The sequence below is a fragment of the Mycobacterium sp. M23085 genome, from assembly GCF_045343915.1.
Taxonomy (GTDB): domain Bacteria; phylum Actinomycetota; class Actinomycetes; order Mycobacteriales; family Mycobacteriaceae; genus Mycobacterium.
In genome coordinates this window covers 2,808,776-2,831,686 of record NZ_CP174280.1, presented here as the reverse complement: position 1 = coordinate 2,831,686, position 22,911 = coordinate 2,808,776, and the positions used below count along the sequence as shown (strand labels likewise).

At 69.2% G+C, this 22,911-nt stretch carries 21 protein-coding genes; 11 read left to right on the top strand and 10 right to left on the bottom strand.

Translation table 11 applies throughout. The features are described 5' to 3' along the window. Positions 1-60: 60 nt before the first annotated feature. From ACIUM1_RS13000 to ACIUM1_RS12990, 3 genes are all read right to left on the bottom strand, one after another. Complete coding sequence (locus tag ACIUM1_RS13000) at positions 61-1,305, bottom strand: HNH endonuclease signature motif containing protein (RefSeq protein WP_406813109.1); 1,245 nt, start codon at positions 1,303-1,305, stop codon at positions 61-63. A 199-nt stretch (positions 1,306-1,504) separates the two neighbouring features. Further along, positions 1,505-2,020, bottom strand: coding sequence for a CD225/dispanin family protein (locus ACIUM1_RS12995; protein WP_406813108.1), 516 nt, complete (start codon positions 2,018-2,020; stop codon positions 1,505-1,507). 81 nt (positions 2,021-2,101) lie between these two features. Continuing rightward, a complete protein-coding gene (locus ACIUM1_RS12990) occupies positions 2,102-3,253 on the bottom strand; it encodes an acyl-CoA dehydrogenase family protein (RefSeq protein ID WP_406813107.1) in 1,152 nt (383 codons plus the stop codon). Between the two features lie 75 nt (positions 3,254-3,328). Between ACIUM1_RS12990 and ACIUM1_RS12985 the strand changes: the two genes are divergently transcribed. From ACIUM1_RS12985 to ACIUM1_RS12975, 3 genes are read left to right on the top strand one after another with little or no spacing between them, the layout of a single operon-like run. Continuing rightward, positions 3,329-4,345: a MaoC family dehydratase gene (locus ACIUM1_RS12985; protein ID WP_406813106.1), complete on the top strand. Its 1,017-nt coding sequence runs from the start codon at positions 3,329-3,331 to the stop codon at positions 4,343-4,345. Between the two features lie 50 nt (positions 4,346-4,395). Further along, positions 4,396-5,601, top strand: a complete 1,206-nt coding sequence (locus tag ACIUM1_RS12980) for a CoA transferase (protein WP_406813105.1) — start codon at positions 4,396-4,398, stop codon at positions 5,599-5,601. Further along, complete coding sequence (locus ACIUM1_RS12975) at positions 5,595-6,905, top strand: amidohydrolase family protein (protein WP_406813104.1); 1,311 nt, start codon at positions 5,595-5,597, stop codon at positions 6,903-6,905. Before ACIUM1_RS12980 ends, ACIUM1_RS12975 begins: the two co-directional genes overlap by 7 nt. Positions 6,906-6,911: 6 nt before the next feature. Here the strand turns inward: ACIUM1_RS12975 and ACIUM1_RS12970 are convergent, their stop codons facing one another. Further along, positions 6,912-7,811: an alpha/beta hydrolase gene (locus ACIUM1_RS12970; protein WP_406813103.1), complete on the bottom strand. Its 900-nt coding sequence runs from the start codon at positions 7,809-7,811 to the stop codon at positions 6,912-6,914. A 179-nt stretch (positions 7,812-7,990) separates the two neighbouring features. On the opposite strand from ACIUM1_RS12970, the gene ACIUM1_RS12965 reads away from it, so the two are divergent. From ACIUM1_RS12965 to ACIUM1_RS12945, 5 genes are all read left to right on the top strand, one after another. Further along, positions 7,991-8,719: an alpha/beta fold hydrolase gene (locus ACIUM1_RS12965; protein ID WP_406817660.1), complete on the top strand. Its 729-nt coding sequence runs from the start codon at positions 7,991-7,993 to the stop codon at positions 8,717-8,719. Between the two features lie 322 nt (positions 8,720-9,041). Further along, positions 9,042-9,695 (top strand): SAM-dependent methyltransferase, encoded by a 654-nt coding sequence (locus tag ACIUM1_RS12960; RefSeq protein WP_406813102.1) that lies wholly within the window; start codon positions 9,042-9,044, stop codon positions 9,693-9,695. Between the two features lie 168 nt (positions 9,696-9,863). Then, a complete protein-coding gene (locus tag ACIUM1_RS12955) occupies positions 9,864-11,069 on the top strand; it encodes an alpha/beta hydrolase fold domain-containing protein (protein ID WP_406813100.1) in 1,206 nt (401 codons plus the stop codon). Positions 11,070-11,113: 44 nt separating this feature from the next. After that, on the top strand, positions 11,114-12,523 hold the full coding sequence (locus tag ACIUM1_RS12950; RefSeq protein WP_406813099.1) for a WS/DGAT/MGAT family O-acyltransferase: 1,410 nt from the start codon (positions 11,114-11,116) through the stop codon (positions 12,521-12,523). A gap of 128 nt (positions 12,524-12,651) precedes the next feature. Then, a complete protein-coding gene (locus ACIUM1_RS12945; protein WP_406813098.1) occupies positions 12,652-13,437 on the top strand; it encodes a crotonase/enoyl-CoA hydratase family protein in 786 nt (261 codons plus the stop codon). 7 nt (positions 13,438-13,444) lie between these two features. Here ACIUM1_RS12945 and ACIUM1_RS12940 read toward each other — a convergent pair whose 3' ends face one another. Then, positions 13,445-14,464 carry an MIP/aquaporin family protein gene (locus ACIUM1_RS12940; protein WP_406813097.1) on the bottom strand — a complete coding sequence of 340 codons (1,020 nt, stop codon included), beginning with the start codon at positions 14,462-14,464 and terminating at the stop codon, positions 13,445-13,447. A 234-nt stretch (positions 14,465-14,698) separates the two neighbouring features. Between ACIUM1_RS12940 and ACIUM1_RS12935 the strand changes: the two genes are divergently transcribed. Continuing rightward, on the top strand, positions 14,699-16,234 hold the full coding sequence (locus ACIUM1_RS12935) for a class I adenylate-forming enzyme family protein (protein WP_406813096.1): 1,536 nt from the start codon (positions 14,699-14,701) through the stop codon (positions 16,232-16,234). Between the two features lie 20 nt (positions 16,235-16,254). Beyond that, positions 16,255-16,551: a hypothetical protein gene (locus ACIUM1_RS12930; protein WP_406813095.1), complete on the top strand. Its 297-nt coding sequence runs from the start codon at positions 16,255-16,257 to the stop codon at positions 16,549-16,551. Positions 16,552-16,556: 5 nt separating this feature from the next. On the opposite strand, the gene ACIUM1_RS12925 is transcribed toward ACIUM1_RS12930, so the two are convergent. From ACIUM1_RS12925 to ACIUM1_RS12910, 4 genes are all read right to left on the bottom strand, one after another. Further along, positions 16,557-17,144, bottom strand: a complete 588-nt coding sequence (locus ACIUM1_RS12925) for a TetR/AcrR family transcriptional regulator (RefSeq protein ID WP_406817659.1) — start codon at positions 17,142-17,144, stop codon at positions 16,557-16,559. A gap of 89 nt (positions 17,145-17,233) precedes the next feature. After that, positions 17,234-17,365, bottom strand: coding sequence for a hypothetical protein (locus ACIUM1_RS12920; protein WP_406813094.1), 132 nt, complete (start codon positions 17,363-17,365; stop codon positions 17,234-17,236). A 236-nt stretch (positions 17,366-17,601) separates the two neighbouring features. Next, the gene (locus ACIUM1_RS12915; RefSeq protein WP_406813093.1) at positions 17,602-19,083 is read right to left on the bottom strand and encodes an aldehyde dehydrogenase; all 1,482 of its coding nucleotides are present in this window, start codon (positions 19,081-19,083) and stop codon (positions 17,602-17,604) included. Positions 19,084-19,177: 94 nt separating this feature from the next. Continuing rightward, entirely contained in the window at positions 19,178-19,945 is a 768-nt protein-coding gene (locus tag ACIUM1_RS12910) for a methyltransferase domain-containing protein (RefSeq protein WP_406813092.1), read from the bottom strand. 65 nt (positions 19,946-20,010) lie between these two features. Here ACIUM1_RS12910 and ACIUM1_RS12905 point away from each other — a divergent pair, with 65 nt between their 5' ends. Then, positions 20,011-21,177, top strand: a complete 1,167-nt coding sequence (locus tag ACIUM1_RS12905) for a glycosyltransferase family 4 protein (RefSeq protein WP_406813091.1) — start codon at positions 20,011-20,013, stop codon at positions 21,175-21,177. On the opposite strand, the gene ACIUM1_RS12900 is transcribed toward ACIUM1_RS12905, so the two are convergent. After that, positions 21,157-22,899 (bottom strand): hypothetical protein, encoded by a 1,743-nt coding sequence (locus ACIUM1_RS12900; protein ID WP_406813090.1) that lies wholly within the window; start codon positions 22,897-22,899, stop codon positions 21,157-21,159. The two genes, ACIUM1_RS12905 and ACIUM1_RS12900, sit on opposite strands and share 21 nt — an antisense overlap. Between the last annotated feature and the right edge of the window lie 12 nt (positions 22,900-22,911).

The window sequence follows — 22,911 nt, the reverse complement described above, 5'->3', positions numbered from 1 at the left end:
CGATGCCCAGCGGGAAACCGTATGACCCGTCAACGTGTTTCACCCACCCCGGTAACCGGGTTAGTTGTTGGTGGGTGGTGGTTGGGGTTGGAAGGGTGTGTACCACCACCAGTCGGCGCGTTCGCCGGTGGGTCCTGGGCAGGGTGGCACCGCGGGTGGGGGTTGAGTGGGTGGGCGTGCCAGTGATCCCGGGCGAAGCGGTCGCCCGGCGTCATCGGTGACGACGAGGGCGTCTGGGAATCCGGTGATGGTGATCAGGCCGCGGTGGTGGGCGCGGTGGTGATAGGGGCAGACCAGCACCAGGTTGTCCAACTCGGTGGGGCCGCCGTCTTCCCAGTGCCGGATGTGGTGGGCGTGCAGACCCCGGGTGGCCCCACAGCCGGGAACCGCGCACATCCGGTCGCGATGCTCCAGCGCGCGGCGCAGCCGCCGGCTGATCAGCCGGGTCGCCCGCCCGGCCCCGATGACCTGACCGTCACGTTCGAACCACACTTTACAGGTGGCATCACAGGTCAGGTATCGGCGATCGGCATCGGAGAGCAGCGCACCCAGATGCAGTGCGGCCGCGCGCTCGGCGACGTCGAGATGCACCACCACCGTGGTGTGCTGCCCGTGCGGGCGGCGGGTCGCCTCGGCGTCCCAGCCCGCCTCCACCAGGCGCATGAACGCCTCAACACTGCCCGGCATCGGGGGTGCGGTATCTGATGCGGAGCCGCCATGGTCACGCTTCCACTCGGCGATCAGCGCATCCCGATGCGACGCCAGGGCCGCGTCGAACTTCGCCGCGTCCAGGTGGCCCAGGGTGATTCGATAGCAGCTGCCCTGCTCGGTGACCGTCGAGGTGATCGACGGCTCCACCTCACGCCGGGGCTCGGGGTCCGGTCGCGGCTCCAGCTTGACCGCGGTACGCAGCTGGTTAACCGTCGCAACCGACGCAAGCTCTGCGTAATGCTCATCAGAACCCTGCCCAGCCCGCGCCGCAATCACTCCAACCTGGTCCAGCGACAGCCGGCCCTCCCGCATTCCTTGGGCGCATCGCGGGAACTCCTGCAGCCGGCCCGCGATGGTGGTGATCGTGTGCGCATTGGCCGATGACGAACCCAGCTTCCAGGCAACCAACGCCGGCACCGACCGCGCCCCGGTCATCCCGCACAGCTCATCGCGATCGATTTCGGCGACGATCTCCACGATGCGCCCATCAATCGCATTGCGTTGACCGGCCAATTCCGCCAACTCCTCAAACAACACCTCAAGACGCTCGGCGGGACTCACCACCACAGCGCCAGCAGACGCGATCGAAGACATGACCCCATCATCGCAACCACCACCGACAAAATCGGGCCGGCCGATGCTCGGCTCCCAATCCCCAGCGCAGCTGTGATCAGTGGGCAGAGACGTCGAAACAAGCCGGACAACCGGCCCATTCAACGACAGGAAACGATGAATCCGTTGGCATTTGGCGCAGCGCGCTTTCGACGCTGCCCGCCACCGGGATCCGCCAGCCTCAGTAACCCGAATAGGTGGTGGTGGTCGTCGAGGGGATGGTGGAAACAACCGCCGCCAGGATCCCGAACCACAGCACCACGCCGATCACGAGGGCGACGGCGCCCACGACCGCGCCGATGATGGCCCATTTTTTGGCGTTGTTGGACGCCTCATAGGCCTCGGCGTAGCGGCCCTGCGCCCACAGCGCGGACACCTTGTTGGAATAGACGATCGACACGATCCCGAACGGCAGGCAGCACAGCACCGTGACCAGGATCGCCCAGACCAGATAGTTTTCCGGCTCCGGCTGACCCTGCCAGCCGGGCTGCGGCGCCGGCCATCCCGCGGGCGGCTGGGCCGGCCACGCCGGCGGCGGCTGCGGCGGGTACCCGGGCGGCGGCTGGCCCTGCCAGTCCGGTTGTTGGCCTTGCCATTCCGGGTGTTGGCCTTGCCATTCCGGGTGTTGGCCTTGCCATTCTGGTTGTTGCCCCGGCCATTCGGGCGAACCTCCGGGCGGCGCGGGAGGATAACTCATGGCGGCTGCCTTTCCCTTCGGTTCAGAAGTCAGGTAAATATACTCTCAACCTTCGTTCTGCGGCCGCAGAGCTTCACGGGATCAGATCCCACCCCGGGTCACCAGTTGCCGGGCGATGACATTGCGCTGGATCTCGTTGGTGCCTTCGCCGACGATCATCAGCGGCGCGTCCCGGAAGTAGCGTTCGACGTCGTACTCGGTGGAATAGCCGTAGCCCCCGTGGATTCGCACCGCGTTCAGCGCGATCTCCATGGCGACCTCCGAGGCGAACAATTTGGCCATCCCGGCCTCCATGTCGCAGCGTTCGCCGCTGTCGTATCGTTCCGCGGCATACCGGGTGAGCTGGCGGGCCGCGGTGAGCTTGGTCGCCATGTCGGCCAAGTAGTTACCGATCGACTGGTGCTGCCAGATCGGCCGGCCGAAGCTCTCGCGCTGCTGGGCGTAGGCCAGCGCATCCTCGAGCGCCGCGGTGGCAACGCCCAGGGCGCGGGAGGCCACCTGGATGCGTCCCGTCTCGAGCCCCTTCATCATCTGTGAAAAGCCTTCGCCCGCAACGCCGCCCAGCAACGCCGTTCGCGGTGCCCGAAAGTTGTCGAATGACAGCTCGCAGGATTCCACGCCTTTGTAACCCAACTTCGGCAGATCGCGCGACACCGTCAGACCCGGTCCGTGCTCGACGAGCATGATCGAAATGCCCTTGTGCCGCGGCCTGGCGTCCGGGTCGGTCTTGCACAACAGCGCGATCAGGCCGGAACGGCGCGCGTTGCTGATCCAGGTCTTGGATCCGTTGATCACCAGGTGATCGGCATCGTCGGCATCGGGCAGCGCGGTGGTCGTCATGTTCTGCAGATCCGAGCCGCCGCCGGGCTCGGTCAATGCCATGGTGGCGCGCATTTCACCGCTGGCCATCCGCGGCAGGTAGGCGCGCTTCTGCTCCTCGGTACCGAACAGCGCCAGCAGCTTGGCGACCACAGTGTGCCCGCCCATCGCACCGGCCAGGCTCATCCAGCCGCGCGCCAATTCCTCGGTGACCCGCACGTAGCAGGGCATTGACACCGGCGAACCGCCGTATTCCTCAGGAACGGCCAGACCGTAGATGCCGATCCGCTTCATCTGTTCGATCCACGCCTCGGGGTAGGTGTTGGCGTGCTCGACCTCGCGAATGCGCGGCTTGACGTCGCGGTCGATGAACGCCCGCACCGTGGCGATCAGCATCTCTTCTTCGTCGTTCACCTGTGATCGGCCTCCGTCTTGATGGAGGCGACCCGCGCCGCCCCTCGATTCCACAGCGTGCCAGCATGGGGCGTTGTGACGAGTGAGGGGTATGCGGCCATTCGCGAGGGCGGACCGTACTTCGACGACCTTGCGGTGGGGCAGGTTTTCGACTGGGCGCCGTCGATGACGTTGTCGTCCGGGTTGGCGGGGGCTCACCAGGCGATCGTGGGAGACCGGCTGCGTCTGTCGCTGGACGCCGACCTGTGCGGGGCGGTGACGGGCCTGCCGGCGCCGCTGGCCCATCCGGGTCTGGTGTGCGACGTGGCGATCGGGCAATCGACGCTGGGGACCCAGCGGGTCAAAGCCAACCTGTTCTATCGCGGCCTGGTCTTTCACCGGTTTCCGGTCATCGGCGATTCGCTCTACACCCGCACCGAAGTGGTTGGGCTGCGTGCCAATTCGCCCAAACCGGGCCGTGCGCCGACCGGGCTGGCGGCGTTGCGGATGATCACCATCGACCAGGCCGATCAGCTGGTGCTCGACTTCTACCGGTGCGCCATGCTGCCCGCCGGCCCCGATTTCACGCCCGAGGATGCGCCGCACGACGACCTGTCCATCATCGGTGCCGACGTACCCGGCCCGGCCCACGATCCGACCGCGCAGTGGGACGGCGCGGCGTTCCGCGACAAGGTGCCCGGCCCGCACTTCGATGCCGGCCTGGCGGGTTCGGTGTTGCACAGCACCGCCGACGTGGTCAGCAGCGCGCCCGAACTCGCTCGGCTGACTTTGAATATCGCTGCCACGCATCATGATTCGCGGGTCGGTGGGCGCCGGCTGGTGTATGGCGGGCATGCCATCGGGCTGGCCCTGGCGCAGGCGAGCAGGTTGCTGCCCAATCTGGTGACGGTGCTGGACTGGCAATCCTGCGACCACACCGGACCCGTCCACGAGGGCGACACCCTGTACAGCGAGTTGCACATCGAATCCGCCGAGCCGACCGAACACGGCGGCGTGCTGGGGCTGCGCTCGCTGGTGTACGCGGTCAGCGAGACCGCGGGCGAGCCGGACCGTCCGGTGCTGGACTGGCGGTTTCGCGCGCTGCAGTTCTGAGCGGGTTTGCCGGTCGCCGCGGCGCAGCGGGTTACGCGCACAATGGGGGCGTGAGTTCGGCTTCGCTAAAGCGGGAGTCCAGTCAGGTCAAGGAGTGGGCGAGCAGCGGTCTGGCCTACTTGACCGGGCTGCCCGATGGCCCCGCCGACTTCTCCCGCGCCAGCGTGCTGACCCGCGCGCGTGAGGTCGCCGCGGCCGTCGGCGAGCGACTGGGTATCGGTGTCGACGCGGCAAGCCTGCTGGCGGGACGGGCCGCGTTGCTGGGGCTGACGCGTGCCGGCCGGGTGTCGCCCGGCGGCGGCACCCGCCTGCTCGCCGCGCGCGACGGCTTCTGCGCGCTGACCCTCTCGCGCGCCGACGACGTCGAGGCCGTCCCGGCGCTGCTGCAGGCCGATGCGGTGGCCGCCGACCCGTGGCCGGTGCTGCAACGCTGGGCCGCCGCCCGTCCGGTGGCCGAGATCGTCGAGCGGGCGGGGCTGCTGGACATCCCGGCGGCCTGCCTGGGCGAGGCGACGCCCGCGCCGGCGTGGATACACCCCACCGGATCGCGGGTGGGACCGCGTGGCCCGCGTGGCCTGCTGGTGGCCGATCTGTCCTCGATGTGGGCGGGCCCGTTGTGCGGACGGCTGCTGGCCCGCGCCGGAGCGACCGTCGTGAAGGTCGAAAGCCCGCGCCGCCCGGACGGCACCCGGGCCGGGGTGCCCGCCTTTTTCGATTGGATCAACAGCGAAAAGCTCAGCTACCGAGTCGATTTCGACAGCCAGGCCGACGAGTTGGGTGAACTGCTCGCGGTCAGTGACGTCGTCATCGAGGGTTCGCGGCCGGCGGCGTTGGCGCGCCGGGGACTCGGGCCCGATGCCGTAACGCCGCGCGCGGGCCGAATCTGGTTGCAAATCACCGGATATGACGGCCTGAGGCCGGGCTTCGGCGACGACGCCGCGGTGGCCGGTGGCCTGGTCGGCAGCAGCGCCGAGGGGCCGGTGTTCTGCGCAGACGCCATCGCCGACCCACTGGCCGGGCTGGAGGCAACACTGGCGGTGGCCGAATCGCTGGGCCGCGGTGGTGGTGAGTTGATTCGGTTATCCATGGCAGGGGTGGCCGCGACCTATGCGGCGCTGCCGGTCGCGCCGTCGGCCTCGTCGGCGCCGGTGTCGGCACCGTCGGCCCCGACGGCGTCGCGTCCGGCGTCCGGGCTGGGTGCCGACAACGACGTGGTGCGCCACCTGGTCGGTCAAAGGCGTTTGCTGTCATGCTGATTCAACGCGCTACCCTGCTGGACGGCACCACCACAGATATCCGGGTGGGCGCGCTGATCGAGGAGATGGCGCCGGGCGAGGGTCTGGCGCCCAGAGCGGGGGAGGGTGTGCTGTACGCGGGCGGCGGCACCGTGCTGCCCGGCCTGCACGACCACCACGTGCACCTGCGCTCGGCGGCCTCGGCGCTGGATTCGTTCTTCGTCGGGCCGCCCGGGGTCAGCACCGAATCGCAGTTCACCCGATTGCTGGCGAACGCCACACCGGGTCCCGACGGCTGGATTCGCGCGGTGGGATACCACGATTCGGTTGCCGGAGAACTCGATCGGGGCGCCCTTGACGCCATCGTTCGGGACGTTCCGGTGCGCATCCAGCATCGCAGTGGGGCGCTGTGGATTCTCAATTCCGAGGCGCTGGGCCGGGTCGGCCTGGCCGAGCATCCGGACGGGCGGCTGCGCAGCGCCGACCGCGGCTGGTCGCTGGCGTTGCAGCGGCGCGAATCCGACCTGGCGGAACTGAGCCGCCAGATCACCGCGACCGGGGTCACCGGCGTCACCGACGCCACCCCCGATCTCGATGCCGACGACATGGCGTCGCTGACGGCGGCGCACCAGCGCGGTGAGTTCCGGCCGCGGCTGAGTTTTTTGTCACCGGGCAAGATGATCCTGCACGACGATCGCCTGGACCTGAACGATCTCACGGAATGGATTGTGCGCCAGCATGATAGCGGGCGGCCCGTCGCCGTGCACTGCGTGACGGCCGCCCAGCTGGTGGTGACCGTCGCGGCCCTGCGCGAGGCCGGCGGTCATCCGCAGGACCGCATCGAACACGCCGCCGTGGTGTCCGACGACCAGCTGGCCGACCTGGCCGAGCTCGGGGTCACGGTGGTGACGCAGCCGAACTTCGTCGCCGAGCGTGGCGATCAGTATCTGGCCGAGGTCCCTGCGGCCGAGCACGATCAGCTGTGGCGGGTCGAATCTCTGCGCCGCGCGCAGGTGCCGGTCGCGCTGTCCACCGACATGCCGTTCGGTCATGGCGACCCGTGGACGGCGATGCGCGCCGCGGTACACCGCACCACGCCACGGGGCGCCGTCCTGGGACCGCGCGAATGTGTCTCGGCGAGAGCGGCTTTGACGATGTTCTTGGGCCGGGCGGATCAGCCCGGCCGACCGCGCACCGTCGAAGTCGGGCAGCCGGGGGACCTGTGTGTGCTGAACGAACCGCCGGCCACGGCGCTGGCCGCCCTGGACGCCGGCCTGGTGGCGGCCACGGTCATCGGCGGTGAGCTGGTGTACTTCGCGATGTGATCGGTCTCAGCCGGCCGGGACGAGCGCGGCGCGCAGGCTGTCGCATTGGCTGTCGAAAAATCGCCGGGACACTCGAGCTTTCGGCAAGACCAGATCGAAGCCGTGGAAGGCGCCCGGAATGGTCTCGACCTGACACGGCACCCCGGCGGCCTTCAGTCGTTCGGCGTAGGCCAGGTCTTCGTCGTGGAACAGGTCGTGCGTGCCCACACCGATCCACGCCGGCGGCAATCCGCTGAGGTCGTCGCGGCGCCCGGGGACGGCGACGGCCGGGTCGGCGTTGCCGAGATAGGCCGCCCAGCCGAACCTGTTGCTGCGGTTGTCCCACAGCCGGTAGTTCGCACTGGGCGCGGTGGCCGAGCTGCGGTCGTCGAGCATGGGGTAGGTCAGCAGTTGGAAAGCCGGGCTCACCTCGGCGCGGTCCCGCGCCAGCAGGGCCAGCGCCGCCGCCAAGCCGCCGCCGGCGCTGGCCCCGCCGATGGCGATGCGGTAGCGGTCCACCGATGGCAACCCGGCCAGCCAGGTCAGCGCCGCATAGCAGTCTTCCAGCGGTGTCGGATACGGATGTTCGGGGGCCAGCCGGTAATCCACCGACGCGACGGTGATGCCCAGCCGCCTGCTGAACGCGCTGCAGAGCTGGTCGTCCTGCTGGGCGGTGCCGACCACGTATCCGCCGCCGTGGATCCACAGCAGCGCGGGCGTGGTCTCGGTGGCCCCGGCGGGCCGGAACAGCCGCACGCCGACCCCCGAACCGAGGGTGATCGTCTCGACGCCGGCGACGGGCTTGCCGAGGCGCCCCCGCCACGTCAGCCCGGCCCGCATCAGCGGAAGGGTCCGGGGGCCGATCAGCCGCCGTGGCGCGATGCGGGCAAATCGCTGCAGGTCAGGATGAACATCGTTGTTCGTCACCGCATCAGTATCACCGACGGGGAAAATCAGGGGACGGCTAGTTGGGAACTGCCGTGCCCGATCGGACATCAGGAGGCAACGTGACCGCCCGTCAGCCCCGGCTGGCCTCGCGGGTCGTCGATACGGCTCTCGGAACGCTCCGCGTTCAGGTCAGCGCGGGCACCGGGCCCGCCGTCCTCATGTGGCCCAGCCTGTTGATGACGGGCGACCTGTGGGCCGGCCAGGCCGCGCGCTTCGGCGACAGCCATCGCCTGGTGCTCATCGATCCGCCCGGCCACGGTGGCAGTGCGCCGCTGCGCGCGATGTTCAGCTTCACCGACTGCGCCCGCTGCGTCGTCGACCTGATGGACGGGCTCGAGATCGACAGGGCGCACTTCGTGGGCAACTCGTGGGGCGGGATGATCGGCGGCACCTTCGCCGCCCGCTACCCCGACCGCCTCGACCGCGCGGTGCTGATGAATTGCACGGCGTCGGAAGCCGGTGTCGCGCAAAGGATTCAGTATGCAGCCATGCTGTGGTTGGCGAGGGCGCTTGGCGGGATCCGGCCGCCGCTGACCCGCTCGGCCATCCGCGCTTTCTTGGGGCCGACGACGCTGCGCACCCGCCCGGACGTGGTGCGGGGCGTGCGGGCAGGGGTGCAGTCGGTGGACACCGGTTCGGTCCGCTGGGCGGTGCGCAGCGTGGTGTCCGCGCGGCCCGACCAGCACGCACTGCTGGCTGGGGTCACCGCCCCGGTGCTGGTGGTCGCCGGCGCCGAAGACGCCACCTTCCCGGTTGCCGAGACCCGTGCCATGGCCGACTCGATCCCCGGCGCGTCCTTCACCGTGCTCGATGGGGTCGCCCACCTGGCGGCGCTCGAAGACCCCGCGCGGGTCAACGATCTGCTGGACGCGTTCTTGTTCGGCTGATTTTGCGGGCCGGTACGGGCCCACCGGGCGCCGTAAAGCCTTGGCCAAGAATGTAACTCGGTAACGCCCGCGACCGCGGCGATGATGACGCGCGCGTCCGACCGCCGCGGGTGTTGAACCAAGCCGGGCGCTGCACCGTGGCCGCAGACAATGCCTGGAATGACGAATGGATTAGCCGAGCCGCGATCGGGGTATCGGAGCAGTGCTGACGCGCGGGCTCGCCGTCAGTTTGTTGGGGTTTGCCGGTACGTCGCCGCAACGTCCCGCGGGGGGACCGAGCGCCGACCCGCCGCCCGGTCGGGCAGGACGCGAGGGGCGTGAAATGCTTGGGCAACTCTACGATCGGGCTCTCGGCGGCGAGCGATGTTGGATTCGCCATGACGACGGCGAACTGCGGCCCCTGCCGGCGCACCGATGGTTGGGTGTGCGATGTCCCGATGACGGATCTGGTGGCGCCTTCGACGAAGTCTTCGACGAAGCCGTCACGCAGATGTGCACCGGGCCGACAATCGAGCTGGGATGCGGACCCGGCCGGTTGGTGGCGAGGCTGATCCAGCGGGGCATCCCGGCACTCGGCATCGACCGGTCGGTGACCGCGGTCCAGCTGGCGGGTCGCGGCGGCGCACCGGCCCTGTTGGGCGACGTGTTCGAGCCGCTGCCGGGCACCGGTTTGTGGCAGACGGTCCTGTTGGTCGACGGCAATGTCGGGCTCGGCGGGGACCCGTTGCGGATTCTCGGGCGCGCCTTCGAGCTACTGGCCCGCGGCGGCCGCTGCGTCGCCGAATTCGAAGCGGAGGCCATCGGCATCTGCTCGCGGTGGGTCCGGCTGGAGGTGGCGGGGGAGGTCGGTCCCTGGTTTCGCTGGGCATCGGTCGGGGTGGACAGCGCCGCCGCACTGGCGGCGCAGGTGGGATTGACGCTGAGCGGCGTCCGTCTTGTCGGGGGCCGGGTGCTCGCCGACCTGACCGCCAAATAAGCGTGTCGTCCACAGCAAAACGCCCCGCACTCAGCGAACCGCGAAAAACGGTCCGAACAGCGTAACTACCCGATCCAGCGAGCGCGTCGGGCAAAGCGCTCACGGAATCGTCGCCCGCTCTACGGAAACGTCAGTTTGCGAAACGTGGCGAGGGGTACAGTCCCGTTCATGACGGTGAATGGACCGGGCATTACCGATTGCGTGAAATGGTTGCTCCGGGCCCGCCCCGGCGACTATGCGCTGGCATTGAGCGTGGCGGGGGCTTCGCTGCCGGTGGTCGGCAAGCACCTCGAGCCACTGGGCGGTCTGACCGCCATGGGCGTGTGGGGCGCCCGACATGCACCGGAGGCGATCTCCGCGGCGACCAAGGACTGGTTCACCCCCGGAATCAACGATGTCCGGCGCCGCGACCGGGCGAGCACCCAGCAGGTGTCCCTCGCCGCGTTGCGCGGGGTCGTGTCGGCCGCGGATCTCGAGTTGGATTGGCCGGTCGCGGAGAAGACGCCGCCGATCTGGGACGGTCTGCGCCAACGCCGTTATCTCCACCGCCGCGGCGTCCACTATGGCGACCACCCCGATCAGGTGCTCGACGTCTGGCGGCGCAAAGAGCTGCCCGTACAGCCCGCGCCGGTCCTGATCTTCTTGCCGGGCGGAGCCTGGGTGCACGGCAAGTGCATGGGCCAGGGATCGGCGCTCATGTCACGGCTCGCCGAACAGGGCTGGGTATGCCTGGCGGTCAACTACCGCGTCTCGCCGCACCACCGCTGGCCGCGCCACATCATCGACGTCAAAACCGCCATCGCATGGGCACGTGCCAACGTCGACAAGTTCGGCGGCGACCGCAATTTCGTTGCGATAGCAGGGTGTTCGGCCGGCGGCCACCTGTGCGCGCTCGCCGGGCTGACCCCCGACGATCCGCAATTCGAGGCGAAGCTGCCCGAGGGCGCGGACACCTCGGTGGACGCGGTCGTCGGAATCTATGGTCGCTACGACTGGGAGGACCGCTCGACGCCGGAGCGCGAACGCTTCGTCGAGTTCCTGGAGCGGGTCGTGGTGAAGAAGTCGATCGCCCGTCGTCCCGAGATCTTCCGCGACGCGTCCCCGATCGCGCGCGTGCACCGGAATGCGCCGCCATTTTTGATCATTCACGGCAGCAAGGACACCGTCATCCCGGTCGAACAGGCGCGCAGCTTCGTCGAGCGGCTGCGGGCGGTGTCGCATTCGCTGGTCGGTTACCTGGAATTCCCCGGGGCGGGCCACGGCTACGACCTCATCGACGGGGAACGGGCCGGCGCCGCCGCGCACGTCACGTCGCTGTTCCTCAACCAGATCTACCGCACCAAGACACGCGTTGGGGCGAAAGAGGTTATCTGAATCGCCGCTGCTGAGTATGGTCCGTCTATGGGCAAGGGGCAGCGGTGAAAAGGCTTAGCGGGTGGGACGCTGTACTGCTGTACAGCGAAGCTCCGAACGTCCACATGCACACCATCAAAGCGGCCGTCATCGAACTGGACGCCGATCGCCGATCGTTCAACGTCGACGCGTTTCGGGAAGTCATCGCCGGGCGGCTGAACAAGCTCGAGCCGTTCTGCTACCAGCTCGTCGAGGTGCCGTTCAGCTTGCACCACCCGATGTGGCGGGAGAACTGCGAACTCGATCTCGACTATCACATCCGGCCGTGGCGGGTAGCGCCGCCCGGGGGCCGCCGCGAATTGGACGAGGCCATCGGTCAAATCGCCAGCACGCAACTCGATCGCAGCCGTCCGCTATGGGAGATGTACTTCGTAGAAGGCTTGGCCAACAACAGGATTGCGGTCGTCGGCAAAATTCACCACGCCCTGGCCGACGGTGTGGCCTCGGCGAACCTGATGGCCCGTGGCATGGACCTGCAGCCGGGCCCGGAGGGCGGGCCGCGCCTCTGCGACCCCGCGCCGACCGCGCGGCAGCTGGTGGCGTCGGCATTCGCCGACCACATGCGCCACGTCGGGCGGCTGCCGCACACCATCCGTTACACCGCCCAGGGTCTGGGCCGGGTCCGCCGCAGCTCGCGCAAGCTCTCGCCGGAACTGACGCGGCCCTTCGAGCCGCCGCCGACCTTCATGAACCACAAGATCACCGCGGAACGCCGGTTCGCCACCGCCACCCTGGCGCTGGCCGACGTCAAGGAGACCGGCAAGCGACTCGGGGCGACGATCAACGACATGGTGCTGGCCATGGCCACCGGCGCGCTGCGCACCCTGCTGCTGCGGTACGACGGCAAGGCCGAACCGCTGCTGGCGTCGGTACCGATGAGTTTCGACTTCTCGCCGGAACGGATCTCCGGCAATCGCTTCACCGGTGTGCTGGTAGGCCTGCCGACCAATGCCGACGACCCGCTGGAACGAGTGCGGTGCTGCCACGAGAACGCGATCGCGGCCAAGGAAAGCAACCAGCTGATGGGACCCGAGCTGGTCAGCCGGTGGGCGGCCTACATGCCACCCGCACCCACCCAGGCCTTCTTCCGGTGGGCGTCCGGCCGCGACGGACACAACAAGCTACTCAACCTGAACATCTCCAACGTGCCCGGCCCGCGGGAGCGTGGCCGGGTGGGCGGGGCGCTGGTCACCGAGATCTATTCGGTGGGTCCGCTGACCGCCGGCAGCGGCCTCAACATCACCGTGTGGAGCTACGTCGATCAGCTCAACATCTCGGTGCTCTCCGACGGGTCGACCCTGGAGGATCCGCACGAGGTTTCCGAGGCCATGGTCGCCGACTTCATTGAAATCCGCAGAGCCGCAGGGCTTTCCGATCAGTTAACGGTCGTCGAGGCCGCCATGGCTCCGGCGTGAGCGGCCCGGTTCAGTAAGTAATCGCCAGCGGCGGTAAGCGGGATCTCGGGGGACGTTAACGCCATTTCCGGCGACGGTTACCATCGGTCCGACAGCAGCCACCCCTACTCGAAGGAGCTGTGCGGCACGTGAGCACTGAGACCGAAGCAGCCGACGAACCCGAAGTTCTGGTCGAACAACGGGATCGCATTCTCATCATCACGATCAACCGGCCGAAGGCCAAGAATGCGGTCAACTCCGCGGTGGCCAACGGCCTGGCCGCCGCCGCGGATCGGCTCGACAACGAGACCGGCCTGTCGGTCGGCATCCTCACCGGGGCGGGCGGCTCGTTCTGCGCGGGCATGGATCTCAAGGCCTTCGCCCGCGGCGAGCTTCCCATCGTCGAGGGCCGCGGCATGGGCTTCACCGAGCGTCCGCCGGTCAAGCCGCTGATCGCGGCGGTCGAGGGCTACGCGCTGGCCGGCGGAACCGAGCTGGCCCTGGCCACCGACCTGATCGTGGCCTCGAAGGACGCGGCTTTCGGCATTCCGGAGGTCAAGCGTGGCCTGGTCGCCGGCGGCGGCGGGCTGCTGCGGCTGCCGCAGCGCATCCCGTCCGCGATCGCCATGGAGCTGGCGTTGACCGGTGAAAACCTCAGCGCCGAACGCGCGCATGCGCTGGGCATGGTCAATGTGCTGGCCGAACCCGGCGCCGCGCTGGACGCCGCGATTGAGTTGGCCGAAAAGATCGCGGCGAACGGGCCGCTCGCGGTGGCCGCCACCAAGCGGATCATCGTCGAGTCCCGCGGCTGGAGCCCCGAGGAGATGTTCGCCGAGCAGAACAAGCTGTTGACTCCGGTGTTCTCCTCCAACGACGCCAAAGAAGGCGCCATCGCCTTCGCCGAGAAGCGGCCGCCCAAGTGGACGGGCACCTGATACACCGCTAGGCGGCCCGATCGTCTTCTGCCGCTGAACCTTCCGGATCCGCGCTGTCCTCGACGGTGACGGGGCCGGCCACCGTCGATGCGGCATCGGTGGTCGGCAGCGGGGCCAGACCCGGCTCCGGGGTGAGCAGCATCGTCGCGCGCGCGTCCAGCACGTGCCCGATGAAGAAGTCGTAGAGGAAGATGCCGATCACCGCGCCGATCAGCGGGCCGACGAGCGGGATCCACCAGTACTGCGTGGTGCCGCCGTAATCGCCGGGGAAGGCCAGCTTTCCCCAGCCCATGAGGTAGGCGAACACGCGTGGTCCCAGGTCCCGGGCGGGGTTGAGCGCGTAGCCCGCGTTGGTCCCATACGAGCACCCGATCACCGCGACGACGAGGCCGATGACCAAGGGCGCCATGTTGCCGGCCGGCGCCTGGTTGCGGTGGTCGATCAGCGCGGCGATCAGGGCCACCAGGATGGCGGTGCCGACCAGCTGGTCCACCAGCGGTCCCAGGTAGCCGCCGTGGAAGTAGGGGGCGGGAAACGTCGCGAAGATCGAGTAGGTGTCCTGTGACTCCGGCCTGCTCAGATGGTTGGCCGCGGTGTAGTTGTCGATGGCCGGGCCGTAGACGGCGTACACCGCGGCCGCGGCGCTGAACGCCCCGAGCAGCTGGGCGATCCAGTACGGAATGACGTTGCGCCAGTCGAACTTTCGCGCCACGGCGAAAGCCAGCGTGACCGCAGGGTTGAGGTGTGCACCGCTGATTCCGCCGGCGACGTAGGCCGCGAGCATCACCGCGAACGCCCAACCGAACACGATGATCAGCCAGTTCGCCGGGCCGAACGGTACGGTCTGGCGTCCCGAGCCCGGCAGGCCGACGACGTTGAGCGCGCAGGTGCCCAGTCCGAGCAACAGCAGGACAAAGGTGCCGAAGAACTCGGCGAGCATCGCGCCGGGCAGCCCGGCGCGCAGTCTGGTCATCGTGGTGGCGGTGACCCGGGTCTGTTCGTCGATGGTTGTCGATGTCGATTCCACGTCGTTCCCAACTGAGTCGGCGGGCTGTGCCGTCGGGCGCCTGGAAGGGCGGCCCGGGCGGGCTTCGGGGTGGGTTAACCCAGCGTCAGCTGGGGGTAAACCTCGGCGGCACGCTTGGGCGATGCGGCGGGCCGACGGTGCTGGACCGCACGATGGTTGCGTGATCTAAACTACAGTCGGGCATGACACTTTTGGTCAGCTTTGTAACGTGCGGATACCGAAGAAAGATCGAGGATGAGCATTTCGCTGCTGCTCGAGATGGCCGCGTCGGGCAACCCCGAGCGCACCGCGGTGGTGTCCGGAGACCTGCGGCTGACAACGCAACAGCTCAGCGATCTCGCCGACGGCGGCGCGGGCGTGATCGCCGGCTCGAACGCCGAGCACGTCGCGTACGTGGGAACCGGCGGCGCGATGCTGCCGGTGCTGATCTTCGCCGCGGCGCGCGCCGGGGTGGCCTTCACGCCGATCAACTACCGGCTCTCCGCCGAGGGCGTCCAAGCGCTGATCGAGCGGCTGCCCGAGCCGTTGGTGATCGTCGACAGCCGTTACCGCGACGCGGTCGGCGACGTGTCGGACCGGGTGATGGTGTCTGACGACTTCTTGGCGGCCGCGGGTGAACCCGGTGCGGCCGCGGAAGTGCCCGCGTTTCCCGATCCGGACTCCGTCGCGATCGTGCTGTTCACCTCGGGCACCACGTCGCAGCCCAAGGCCGTCGAACTCTCGCACAACAACCTGACCAGTTACATCACCGGGACAGTGGAGTACGGGGCCGCCTCCGACACCGATGCCGCCCTGATCTGCGTGCCGCCGTACCACATCGCCGGGGTCAGCGCGGCGCTGTCGAATCTGTATGCCGGACGAAAGATGGTGTACCTGCCCAATTTCGATGCGCAGGAATGGGTTCGGCTGATCAACGCCGAGAACGTGACCACCGCGACGGTGGTGCCGACGATGCTGGACCGCATCGTCAACGTGCTGGACAACGGCGACGGGACGGCCATCGAACTGCCGTCGCTGCGCAACCTGGCCTACGGCGGCTCCAAGGTCGGCCTGCCGCTGGTCCGCCGTGCCCTCGAACTGCTGCCCAACGTGGGCTTCGTCAACGCCTACGGGCTGACCGAGACCAGCTCGACGATCGCGGTGCTGACCCCCGACGACCACCGCGCGGCGCAGGCGGCGGAGGGCCCCGACCAGGAAAGCTGGGCCCGCCGGCTGGGATCGGTCGGCCAGGCGGTGGCGGGCATCGAACTGCAGATCCGCGACGAGGCGGGCAATGTGCTGCCGCCGGGCCAGACCGGCGAGCTGTTCGTGCGGGGCGACCAAGTGTCGGGCCGCTACACCGGGATCGGCTCGGTGCTCGACGAAAACGGCTGGTTCCCCACCAAGGACATCGCCATGCTCGACGACGAGGGCTATCTGTTCATCGGCGGGCGCAGCGACGACACCATCATCCGCGGCGGCGAGAACATCGCCCCCGCCGAGCTGGAAGAGGTGCTGGTCGAGCACCCGCACGTGCGTGACGTCGCCGTGGTCGGTGTCGAGGATCCGCAGTGGGGGCAGGCGATCGTCGCGGTGGTGGTGCCGGCGGCGGGCGTGGACCCCGACCCCGACGAATTGCGCGAATTCGTCCGCAAGAGTTTGCGGGGATCGCGCACCCCCGACGAGGTAGTGTTTCGCGACGAGCTGCCCACCACCGCCACCGGCAAGGTGTTGCGGCGGGAGATCATCCAGACCCTCACCGGATTGCGCGCCGCACCGGCCCAGCAGTAAGCGATCAAGGACGGAAATCAATGATCAAGAACGGAACTCGTCTTGCCAGCCAGGTCTGTGACACGCAGGTGATCGTCGTCAGAAGTGCCGACAGCCTGGACGACCTGCGGTGCGGGGGTGCGCCGATGGTCCCGGTCGGGGGCGAGCGGTCCGGCGAATTGGACCCGTCGTTCGCCGACGGCACCGTGATGGGCAAGCGCTACGTCGACGAAGCCGGCGCCGAGGTGCTGGTGACCAAGCCGGGCGCGGGGAGCCTGAGCATCGGGCAGACCGCCCTGCAGCTCAAAGAGGTCAAGCCGCTACCGGCCAGCGACTGAGCAGGTTACTGCGCGGCGTCCTGCTTGCCCGAAATCTTGTTCCGGGCAACGAATTCCTTTGCCTTGATCAGGAATTCGAGCTGCTCGCCCACCTGGTGCAGCGGGCCCGCGTTGCGCGTCGAGCGGGACAGCACGATGGCGCCCTCCAGCGCGGCGATCGACATCACGGCCAGCGACGCGGCATCGGCATGGTCGAAGCCGTCGTTGACGAACGCGCGGGTGAGCGCGGTGCACCAGCGACCCAGGATAGCGCCGGCCTCGGTGGAGAGTTTGGGACCGTCGCCGTCCGAACAGCCGATCGCCGCCGCCACCACCGGACAGCCGGCGGTGAATCCGCCGTCGGTGAGCAGCTGCTCCCAGAATCCGACGAACTCCTGCAACAACACCCGGGCGCCCCGGCCGGCGGCGTCGTCGATCATTGCGGTGATCGAGTCGCCGGAGTAGCGCAGCGCCTCGGCCAGGATCTGGTTGCGCCCGTCGGGAAAGTGGTAGTACACCGAGCCGCGTGGGGCGCCGCTGCGGGCGAGCACCGCGTCGATGGTGACGCCCGCCGCTCCGCGCTCGCGCATCACCTCGGCGGCGCTGGCCAGCATCTTCGTCCGGGTGTCTCCGCGCTTCGCCGGGGCTTGCGCCGCCGAAGATTCACCGATGGTCTGCGTATGCGTACCTGTCATGGCCGGGGTCATGCAGCGTGCGAGTGCCGCAACGCCGGCCAGTGCATGTGACGTGGACTGAAGCGGAATGTGCGGCGCCGCACGTCGGGCATCTCGCGGGTGAATTGGTAGCCGGCGACGTTGAGCTCAATGATCCACATGGTGTTCTCCCGGCCTGTGTACAGCCATTGATTATGCTATGAACCATATAAGACATCCGTAAATTAAGCAATTTCTCAGGCGAAGTGTGACGTACGCCGCACAAATACCCGGTGGACCGGCGCAACGATGGCGCGCGCAAATCCCCCGGATTATGGGCTATCGCATAATCCCTACGGTGACGGAACGTTCCGCTACCGGTTGAGCAGTCCGCAGTGCACGTTCGGCGCGCGGAATCCTAGCTCTCGATGGTGTAGCCCATCGGCATCAGCACGCTCTTCTGTTGGGTGAAGTGCTCGACGCCTTCGGGCCCGTTCTCACGGCCGATGCCGGAGTTCTTGTACCCGCCGAACGGGCAGCACGGGTCGAAGGCGTACCAGTTGATCGCGTAGGTCCCGGTGCGGATCTTCTCCGAAACTTCGAGGCCCCGTTGCACATCGGAGGTCCACACGCTGCCGGCCAGGCCGTACACCGAGTCGTTGGCGATCTTGATCGCGTCTTCTTCGGTGTCGTAGGGGATGATCGACAGCACCGGCCCGAAGATCTCCTCCTGGGCGATCGTCATCTTGTTGTCGACATCGGCGAACACCGTCGGCTGCACGAAGAATCCGCTGTCCAGGCCCTCCGGGCGGCCGCCACCACACACCAGCCGGGCCCCCTCCTCGATGCCCTTGGCGATGTAGCCCTCGACCCGGGCTCGCTGCTTCTCCGAGATCAGCGAGCCGATCTGGGCGGCCGGGTCCGACGGCAGGCCCACCGGCAACGCCTGCACGAAAGCGCTCACCGCGTCCACGATTTCGTCGTACCGCGACCGCGGGGCCAGGATGCGGGTCTGGGCGACGCAGGCCTGCCCGGTGTTCATGATCCCGGAGAACACCAGCATCGGGATCGACGCGGCCAGGTCGACGTCGTCGAGCACGATGGCCGCCGACTTTCCGCCCAGTTCCAAGGTGCACGGCTTGAGCATGTCCGCGGCGCGACGGCCGATCTCCTTGCCGACCGCCGAGCTGCCGGTGAATGAGAAGATGTCGACGTCCGGGTTGGAGGTCAGCGCCTGGCCGGTCTCGATCCCGCCGGGCACCACCGACAGCACGCCCTCGGGCAGGCCGGCCTCGGCGAAGGCCTCCGCCAAAGCGTTTGCGCTCAACGGTGTTTCGGCGGCCGGCTTGAGCACCACCGTGCAGCCGGCCAGCAGCGCCGGGCCCAGCTTGTTGACGGCCAGGAACAGCGGCACGTTCCACGCCACGATCGCGCCCACGACGCCGATCGGCTCGCGGTGCACGATGCTCTGCCCGTAGCCGCCGGTGCGGACCTCTTTCCACTTGACCTGGTCGACGGCCGGGCCGGCGAAGAAGTTCAGCGCCCCGATCGAGCTCATCCAGTGCATGGTCTCGACGCCGGTCGGCGGCTGCCCGGTCTCGGCGGCGAGCAGCTGGGTGAATTGGTCCTTGCGCTCCTCCATGAGCTTGAGCGCGTTGGCGATGACGGCCGCGCGCTCCTTCGGCGGGGTGGTGGGCCAGGGGCCGTTGTCGAAGGCCGCGCGCGCCGCCGCGACCGCGGCATCGACGTCGGCGGCCGCGGCCAGCGGCACCTTTCCGACGTATTCACCGGTGGCCGGACAGTGCACCTCGATGACATCGGCGGTGGACGGTTGGGTCCACTTGCCGCCGATGAAAAGCTTGTCGTATTCGGTCTTGGCCGCAGTCTTCGTGTCGCTCATATGCGCCGCTCCTCCTCATTGCTCCGCGCTGCATCGTCGCCGGCGCGCATGGCGCCACCCTACCCAAGCCGAGGCAAAACGAGAACACGTTTCACTATTGGGGTTGCAGTACCAGCACCAGATTGCTGACCAGGAACTCGCGCAGCAGCGGCACCGAGGTCAGCCACCACGCCCATCGCGGGTGGTAGCGGGGAAATGCGGCCACCATCGCCCCGGTGTTCTCGGCCCAGCGCAGACCCTCGGCCGCGGACACCTCAAACAACGACGACCCGTAGTGGTTTTTGGCCGGGTGGCCGTGCTTGCGGGCATAGCGGGCGGCGGCCCGGGCGCCGCCGAGGTAATGGGTCAGGCCCATCTCGTGGCCGCCGAACGGTCCCAGCCAGACGGTGTAGGACAGCACGACCAGCCCGCCCGGCCTGGTCACCCGCAGCATCTCGGCGCCGAGCTGCCAGGGCCGCGGCACGTGCTCGGCGACGTTGGAGGACAGGCAGATGTCCACGGAGTCGTCGGCGAGGGGCAGCGCCATTCCCGAGGCGCGCACGAAGGTACCCGCCGCCCCGGCCACGGCGGGCCCGGCCGCATGCATTTCGCCGGGATCGGGTTCGACCCCGATATAGCGGACGCCGGCGCCGGTGAACGCGGTCGCGAAGTAGCCCGGGCCGCCGCCGACGTCGAGCAGGGTGCGGCCGGACGGCGGCTCTCCGTGCGCGGATTGCCACAGGTCGCTCACCATCGCCGCGGTATCGGCCGCCAGGGCGCCGTAGAAGCGGACCGGATCCGGTTGCTCGTAGCGAAATGCCGACAGCAGCCGCACCGAGCGGCCCAGCGTCGCCCGGCGCGCGAAGATCTCGGTGGCGGCCACCGGCCACACCCTACGGATGTGCGGCGCTGCCCGGTGCACATCATCGCCGGTTAGGCTGACGACCGATGTCTTCCGTGCGCTCCGTGCTGCTGCTGTGCTGGCGCGATACCGGGCACCCGCAGGGCGGCGGCAGCGAAGCCTATCTGCAGCGCATCGGCGCGCAGCTGGCCGCATCGGGAATCGCCGTCACGCTGCGCACCGCCCGCTACCCTGGAGCGCCGCGCCGCGACGTCGTCGACGGCGTGCGGATCGACCGCGCCGGAGGCCGCTACACGGTGTACGTCTTCGCGCTGCTGGCGATGGCCGCGGCCCGGCTCGGGGTCGGGCCGCTGCGAAAGGTGCGGCCCGACGTCGTCGTGGACACCCAGAACGGCCTGCCCTTTCTGGCCCGGCTGGTCTACGGCCGCCGCGTGGTGGTGTTGGTGCACCACTGCCATCGCGAGCAGTGGCCGGTCGCCGGCCCGGTGCTCGGCCGGCTCGGCTGGTTCGTCGAGTCGACGCTGTCGCCCCGGGTAAACCGGCACAACCAGTACGTCACGGTGTCGCTGCCGTCCGCGCGTGACCTGGTCACGCTGGGCGTCGACGGGACCCAGATCGCGGTGGTGCGCAACGGGCTGGACCAGGCGCCCGCACAGTCGTTGGCGGGCCCGCGGTCGGCGGCCCCGCGGGTGGTGGTGCTGTCGCGGCTGGTGCCGCACAAGCAGATCGAGGATGCCCTGGAGGCGGTCGCTCGGCTGTTGCCGCGGATACCGGGTCTGCACCTGGATATCGTCGGTGACGGCTGGTGGCGCGAGCGGCTCGTCGAGCACGTGCAGCGGCTCGGCATCAGTTCTGCGGTGACGTTCCACGGTCACGTCGACGACGTGACCAAACACCATGTCCTGCAAGGGGCCTGGGTGCATGTGCTGCCGTCGCGCAAGGAGGGCTGGGGGCTGGCGGTGGTCGAGGCGGCCCAGCACCGGGTGCCGACCATCGGCTACCGGTCCTCGGGGGGTCTGTCGGACTCGATCGTCGACGAGGTGACCGGAATCCTGGTGGACGGCCAGGCCGAGCTGGTGGATCGGCTCGAGGACTTGCTCGCCGATCCGGTGCTGCGCGATCAGCTGGGCGCCAAGGCGCACACCCGCAGCGGTGAATTCTCCTGGGCGCAAAGCGCCGACGCGATGCGCGCTGTGCTGGAAGCGGTGCAGGCCGGCCGCACGGTCAGCGGGCTAGTCACCGGGCGGGGCTGAGCGTGCGCGGCGCCGCCACGCACCGATCATCGCGCCGGCGCCGCCGCCCATCAGCATCGCCAGCCACGCCAGGTGCGCGATCACCGTCGCCGTCCGCCGTCCGGCCGCCACCGCCCCGGCGGTCTGCCCGCCGATCCGGTAGAGCGCAATCTCGTGGTCCCGGTAGACGGGCGCCAGCGCACCCAGGGTGCGGGCGGCCGCCCCCATGTCGCCGGCGCTGTCGGATTCCACCACCAGCCAGCCCACCCCGGCCGCGGCCAGCGCCGACGGCTCCGGCCCGGACAGCAGCAGGTCTTGCACCGCCCGGGCGTGCGCGCCTTCCCCGGCGATGGTGGTTCCCGAGATCACCAAGTCCCCGGTGCTCAGCACGTCGGCGCGCACCCAGCGGGGCAGCGGGTCGAGCACCGGTGCGGGGCCCGACCAGGAGAACAGCCGCATGGTCCCGGCCGGCAACACCGCTATCGTTCCTGGATCCGCGGCGGCCTCGTTGATCGCCGCCGTGACGGCGGGCCAGCCGCGCGGATAGCGCACCGGCGTCAGCTTGCCGAACACACCCCAGGCCAAATCGGGCAGCGCCAGCAGCAGCGCCAGGCAGCAGACCAGCGCCGGGGCGGCCGCGCCGGAAAGCCGTAGCCGGCGGCGCAACGTCACCGCCGCGCCCGCCCCCGCAAGGGCGTAGCCGGGCATCGCCAGCGCCACCCACTTCTGCCCGTCGCGCAGCACCCCGAAGCCGGGCACGGCGTCGACCACCGTGCTCAGCAGCTGCACGCCCGGGCCGGTCGCCAGCGCCGCCGGGACCAGCACCGACACCGCCGCCAGCGCCAGCAGCGGCACCGCCGCCGGGCGCCGGATGACGGTCGGCAGGCCCACCGCCACCACACCCAGCAGCACCACGGTCGAGGCCACCGCGAAAAGCGTGGTGCGCGAACCGGGGACGGCGTCGCCGTTCCAGATGCCGCCGAGGCCGGCCAGGCTGGCCAGGGTGCCCAGCCCGGGCTCGGCGCGCGGGGCGAACGCCTCGACCCCCAGCCGGTTGGCCGCCGTGTGGGCGGTCAGCGACGAACCCATCGCCGACGCCGTCAACCACGGCAACGCCGCCACCAATGCGGCGCCCGACGCCGCGGCGGCGCACCATGGGCGCGGCCAGGCCCCGCCGGGACCGTCAACCGGGGCGGCCACGCAGACCACCGCCACCGTCGCGGCGAGCAGCAGCCCGGTCGGGGTCAGGCCGGCCAGCGCGATCCAGAACGCCAACGCGAAGAACGCGGACCGGCTCGCCGTCGTCGTCCGCAGCGTCAGCATGGCCGTGGCCACCCAGGGCAGGCAGCCATAGCCGACCAGCAGGCTCCAATGGCCCTGCAGAAGCCGTTCTGCGACATAGGGATTCCAGATCGCGACGGTGGTGGCGACGAACTGGCCGGGCACCCCCGCACACGGCAGCGCGACGGCGACCAGCCGAGCCGCGCCCCACCCCGCCAGCCACAGCCCGAGAACCAGCAGGGTCTTCACCACGACGCCGCCGTCGACCAGATGGGACGCGAGCGCCACCGCGAAATCCTGCGGTGTGGCGCGCGGCGCCGAGGTCAGCCCCAGCGCGGTATCGGACAGATACGACCGCGGCGTCGACACCGCGTCGCGCAGCAGCAGGTATCCGGGCGCCAGGAGCGGCCCGACCACCAGCAGCGCCAACACCAGTGCGTACCCGGGTCGGGTCCAGCGCACGGTTAACGCATC

Bases quoted from the DNA above. Each gene is read 5' to 3' on its own strand.
- ACIUM1_RS13000 (WP_406813109.1), bottom strand. From the start codon at position 1,305: ATGTCTTCGATCGCGTCTGCTGGCGCTGTGGTGGTGAGTCCCGCCGAG.
- ACIUM1_RS12995 (WP_406813108.1), bottom strand. From the start codon at position 2,020: ATGAGTTATCCTCCCGCGCCGCCCGGAGGTTCGCCCGAATGGCCGGGG.
- ACIUM1_RS12975 (WP_406813104.1), top strand. From the start codon at position 5,595: ATGCTGATTCAACGCGCTACCCTGCTGGACGGCACCACCACAGATATC.
- ACIUM1_RS12965 (WP_406817660.1), top strand. From the start codon at position 7,991: ATGTGGCCCAGCCTGTTGATGACGGGCGACCTGTGGGCCGGCCAGGCC.
- ACIUM1_RS12960 (WP_406813102.1), top strand. From the start codon at position 9,042: ATGCTTGGGCAACTCTACGATCGGGCTCTCGGCGGCGAGCGATGTTGG.
- ACIUM1_RS12955 (WP_406813100.1), top strand. From the start codon at position 9,864: ATGACGGTGAATGGACCGGGCATTACCGATTGCGTGAAATGGTTGCTC.
- ACIUM1_RS12935 (WP_406813096.1), top strand. From the start codon at position 14,699: ATGAGCATTTCGCTGCTGCTCGAGATGGCCGCGTCGGGCAACCCCGAG.
- ACIUM1_RS12930 (WP_406813095.1), top strand. From the start codon at position 16,255: ATGATCAAGAACGGAACTCGTCTTGCCAGCCAGGTCTGTGACACGCAG.
- ACIUM1_RS12925 (WP_406817659.1), bottom strand. From the start codon at position 17,144: ATGCTGGCCAGCGCCGCCGAGGTGATGCGCGAGCGCGGAGCGGCGGGC.
- ACIUM1_RS12920 (WP_406813094.1), bottom strand. From the start codon at position 17,365: ATGTGGATCATTGAGCTCAACGTCGCCGGCTACCAATTCACCCGCGAG.
- ACIUM1_RS12915 (WP_406813093.1), bottom strand. From the start codon at position 19,083: ATGAGCGACACGAAGACTGCGGCCAAGACCGAATACGACAAGCTTTTC.
- ACIUM1_RS12905 (WP_406813091.1), top strand. From the start codon at position 20,011: ATGTCTTCCGTGCGCTCCGTGCTGCTGCTGTGCTGGCGCGATACCGGG.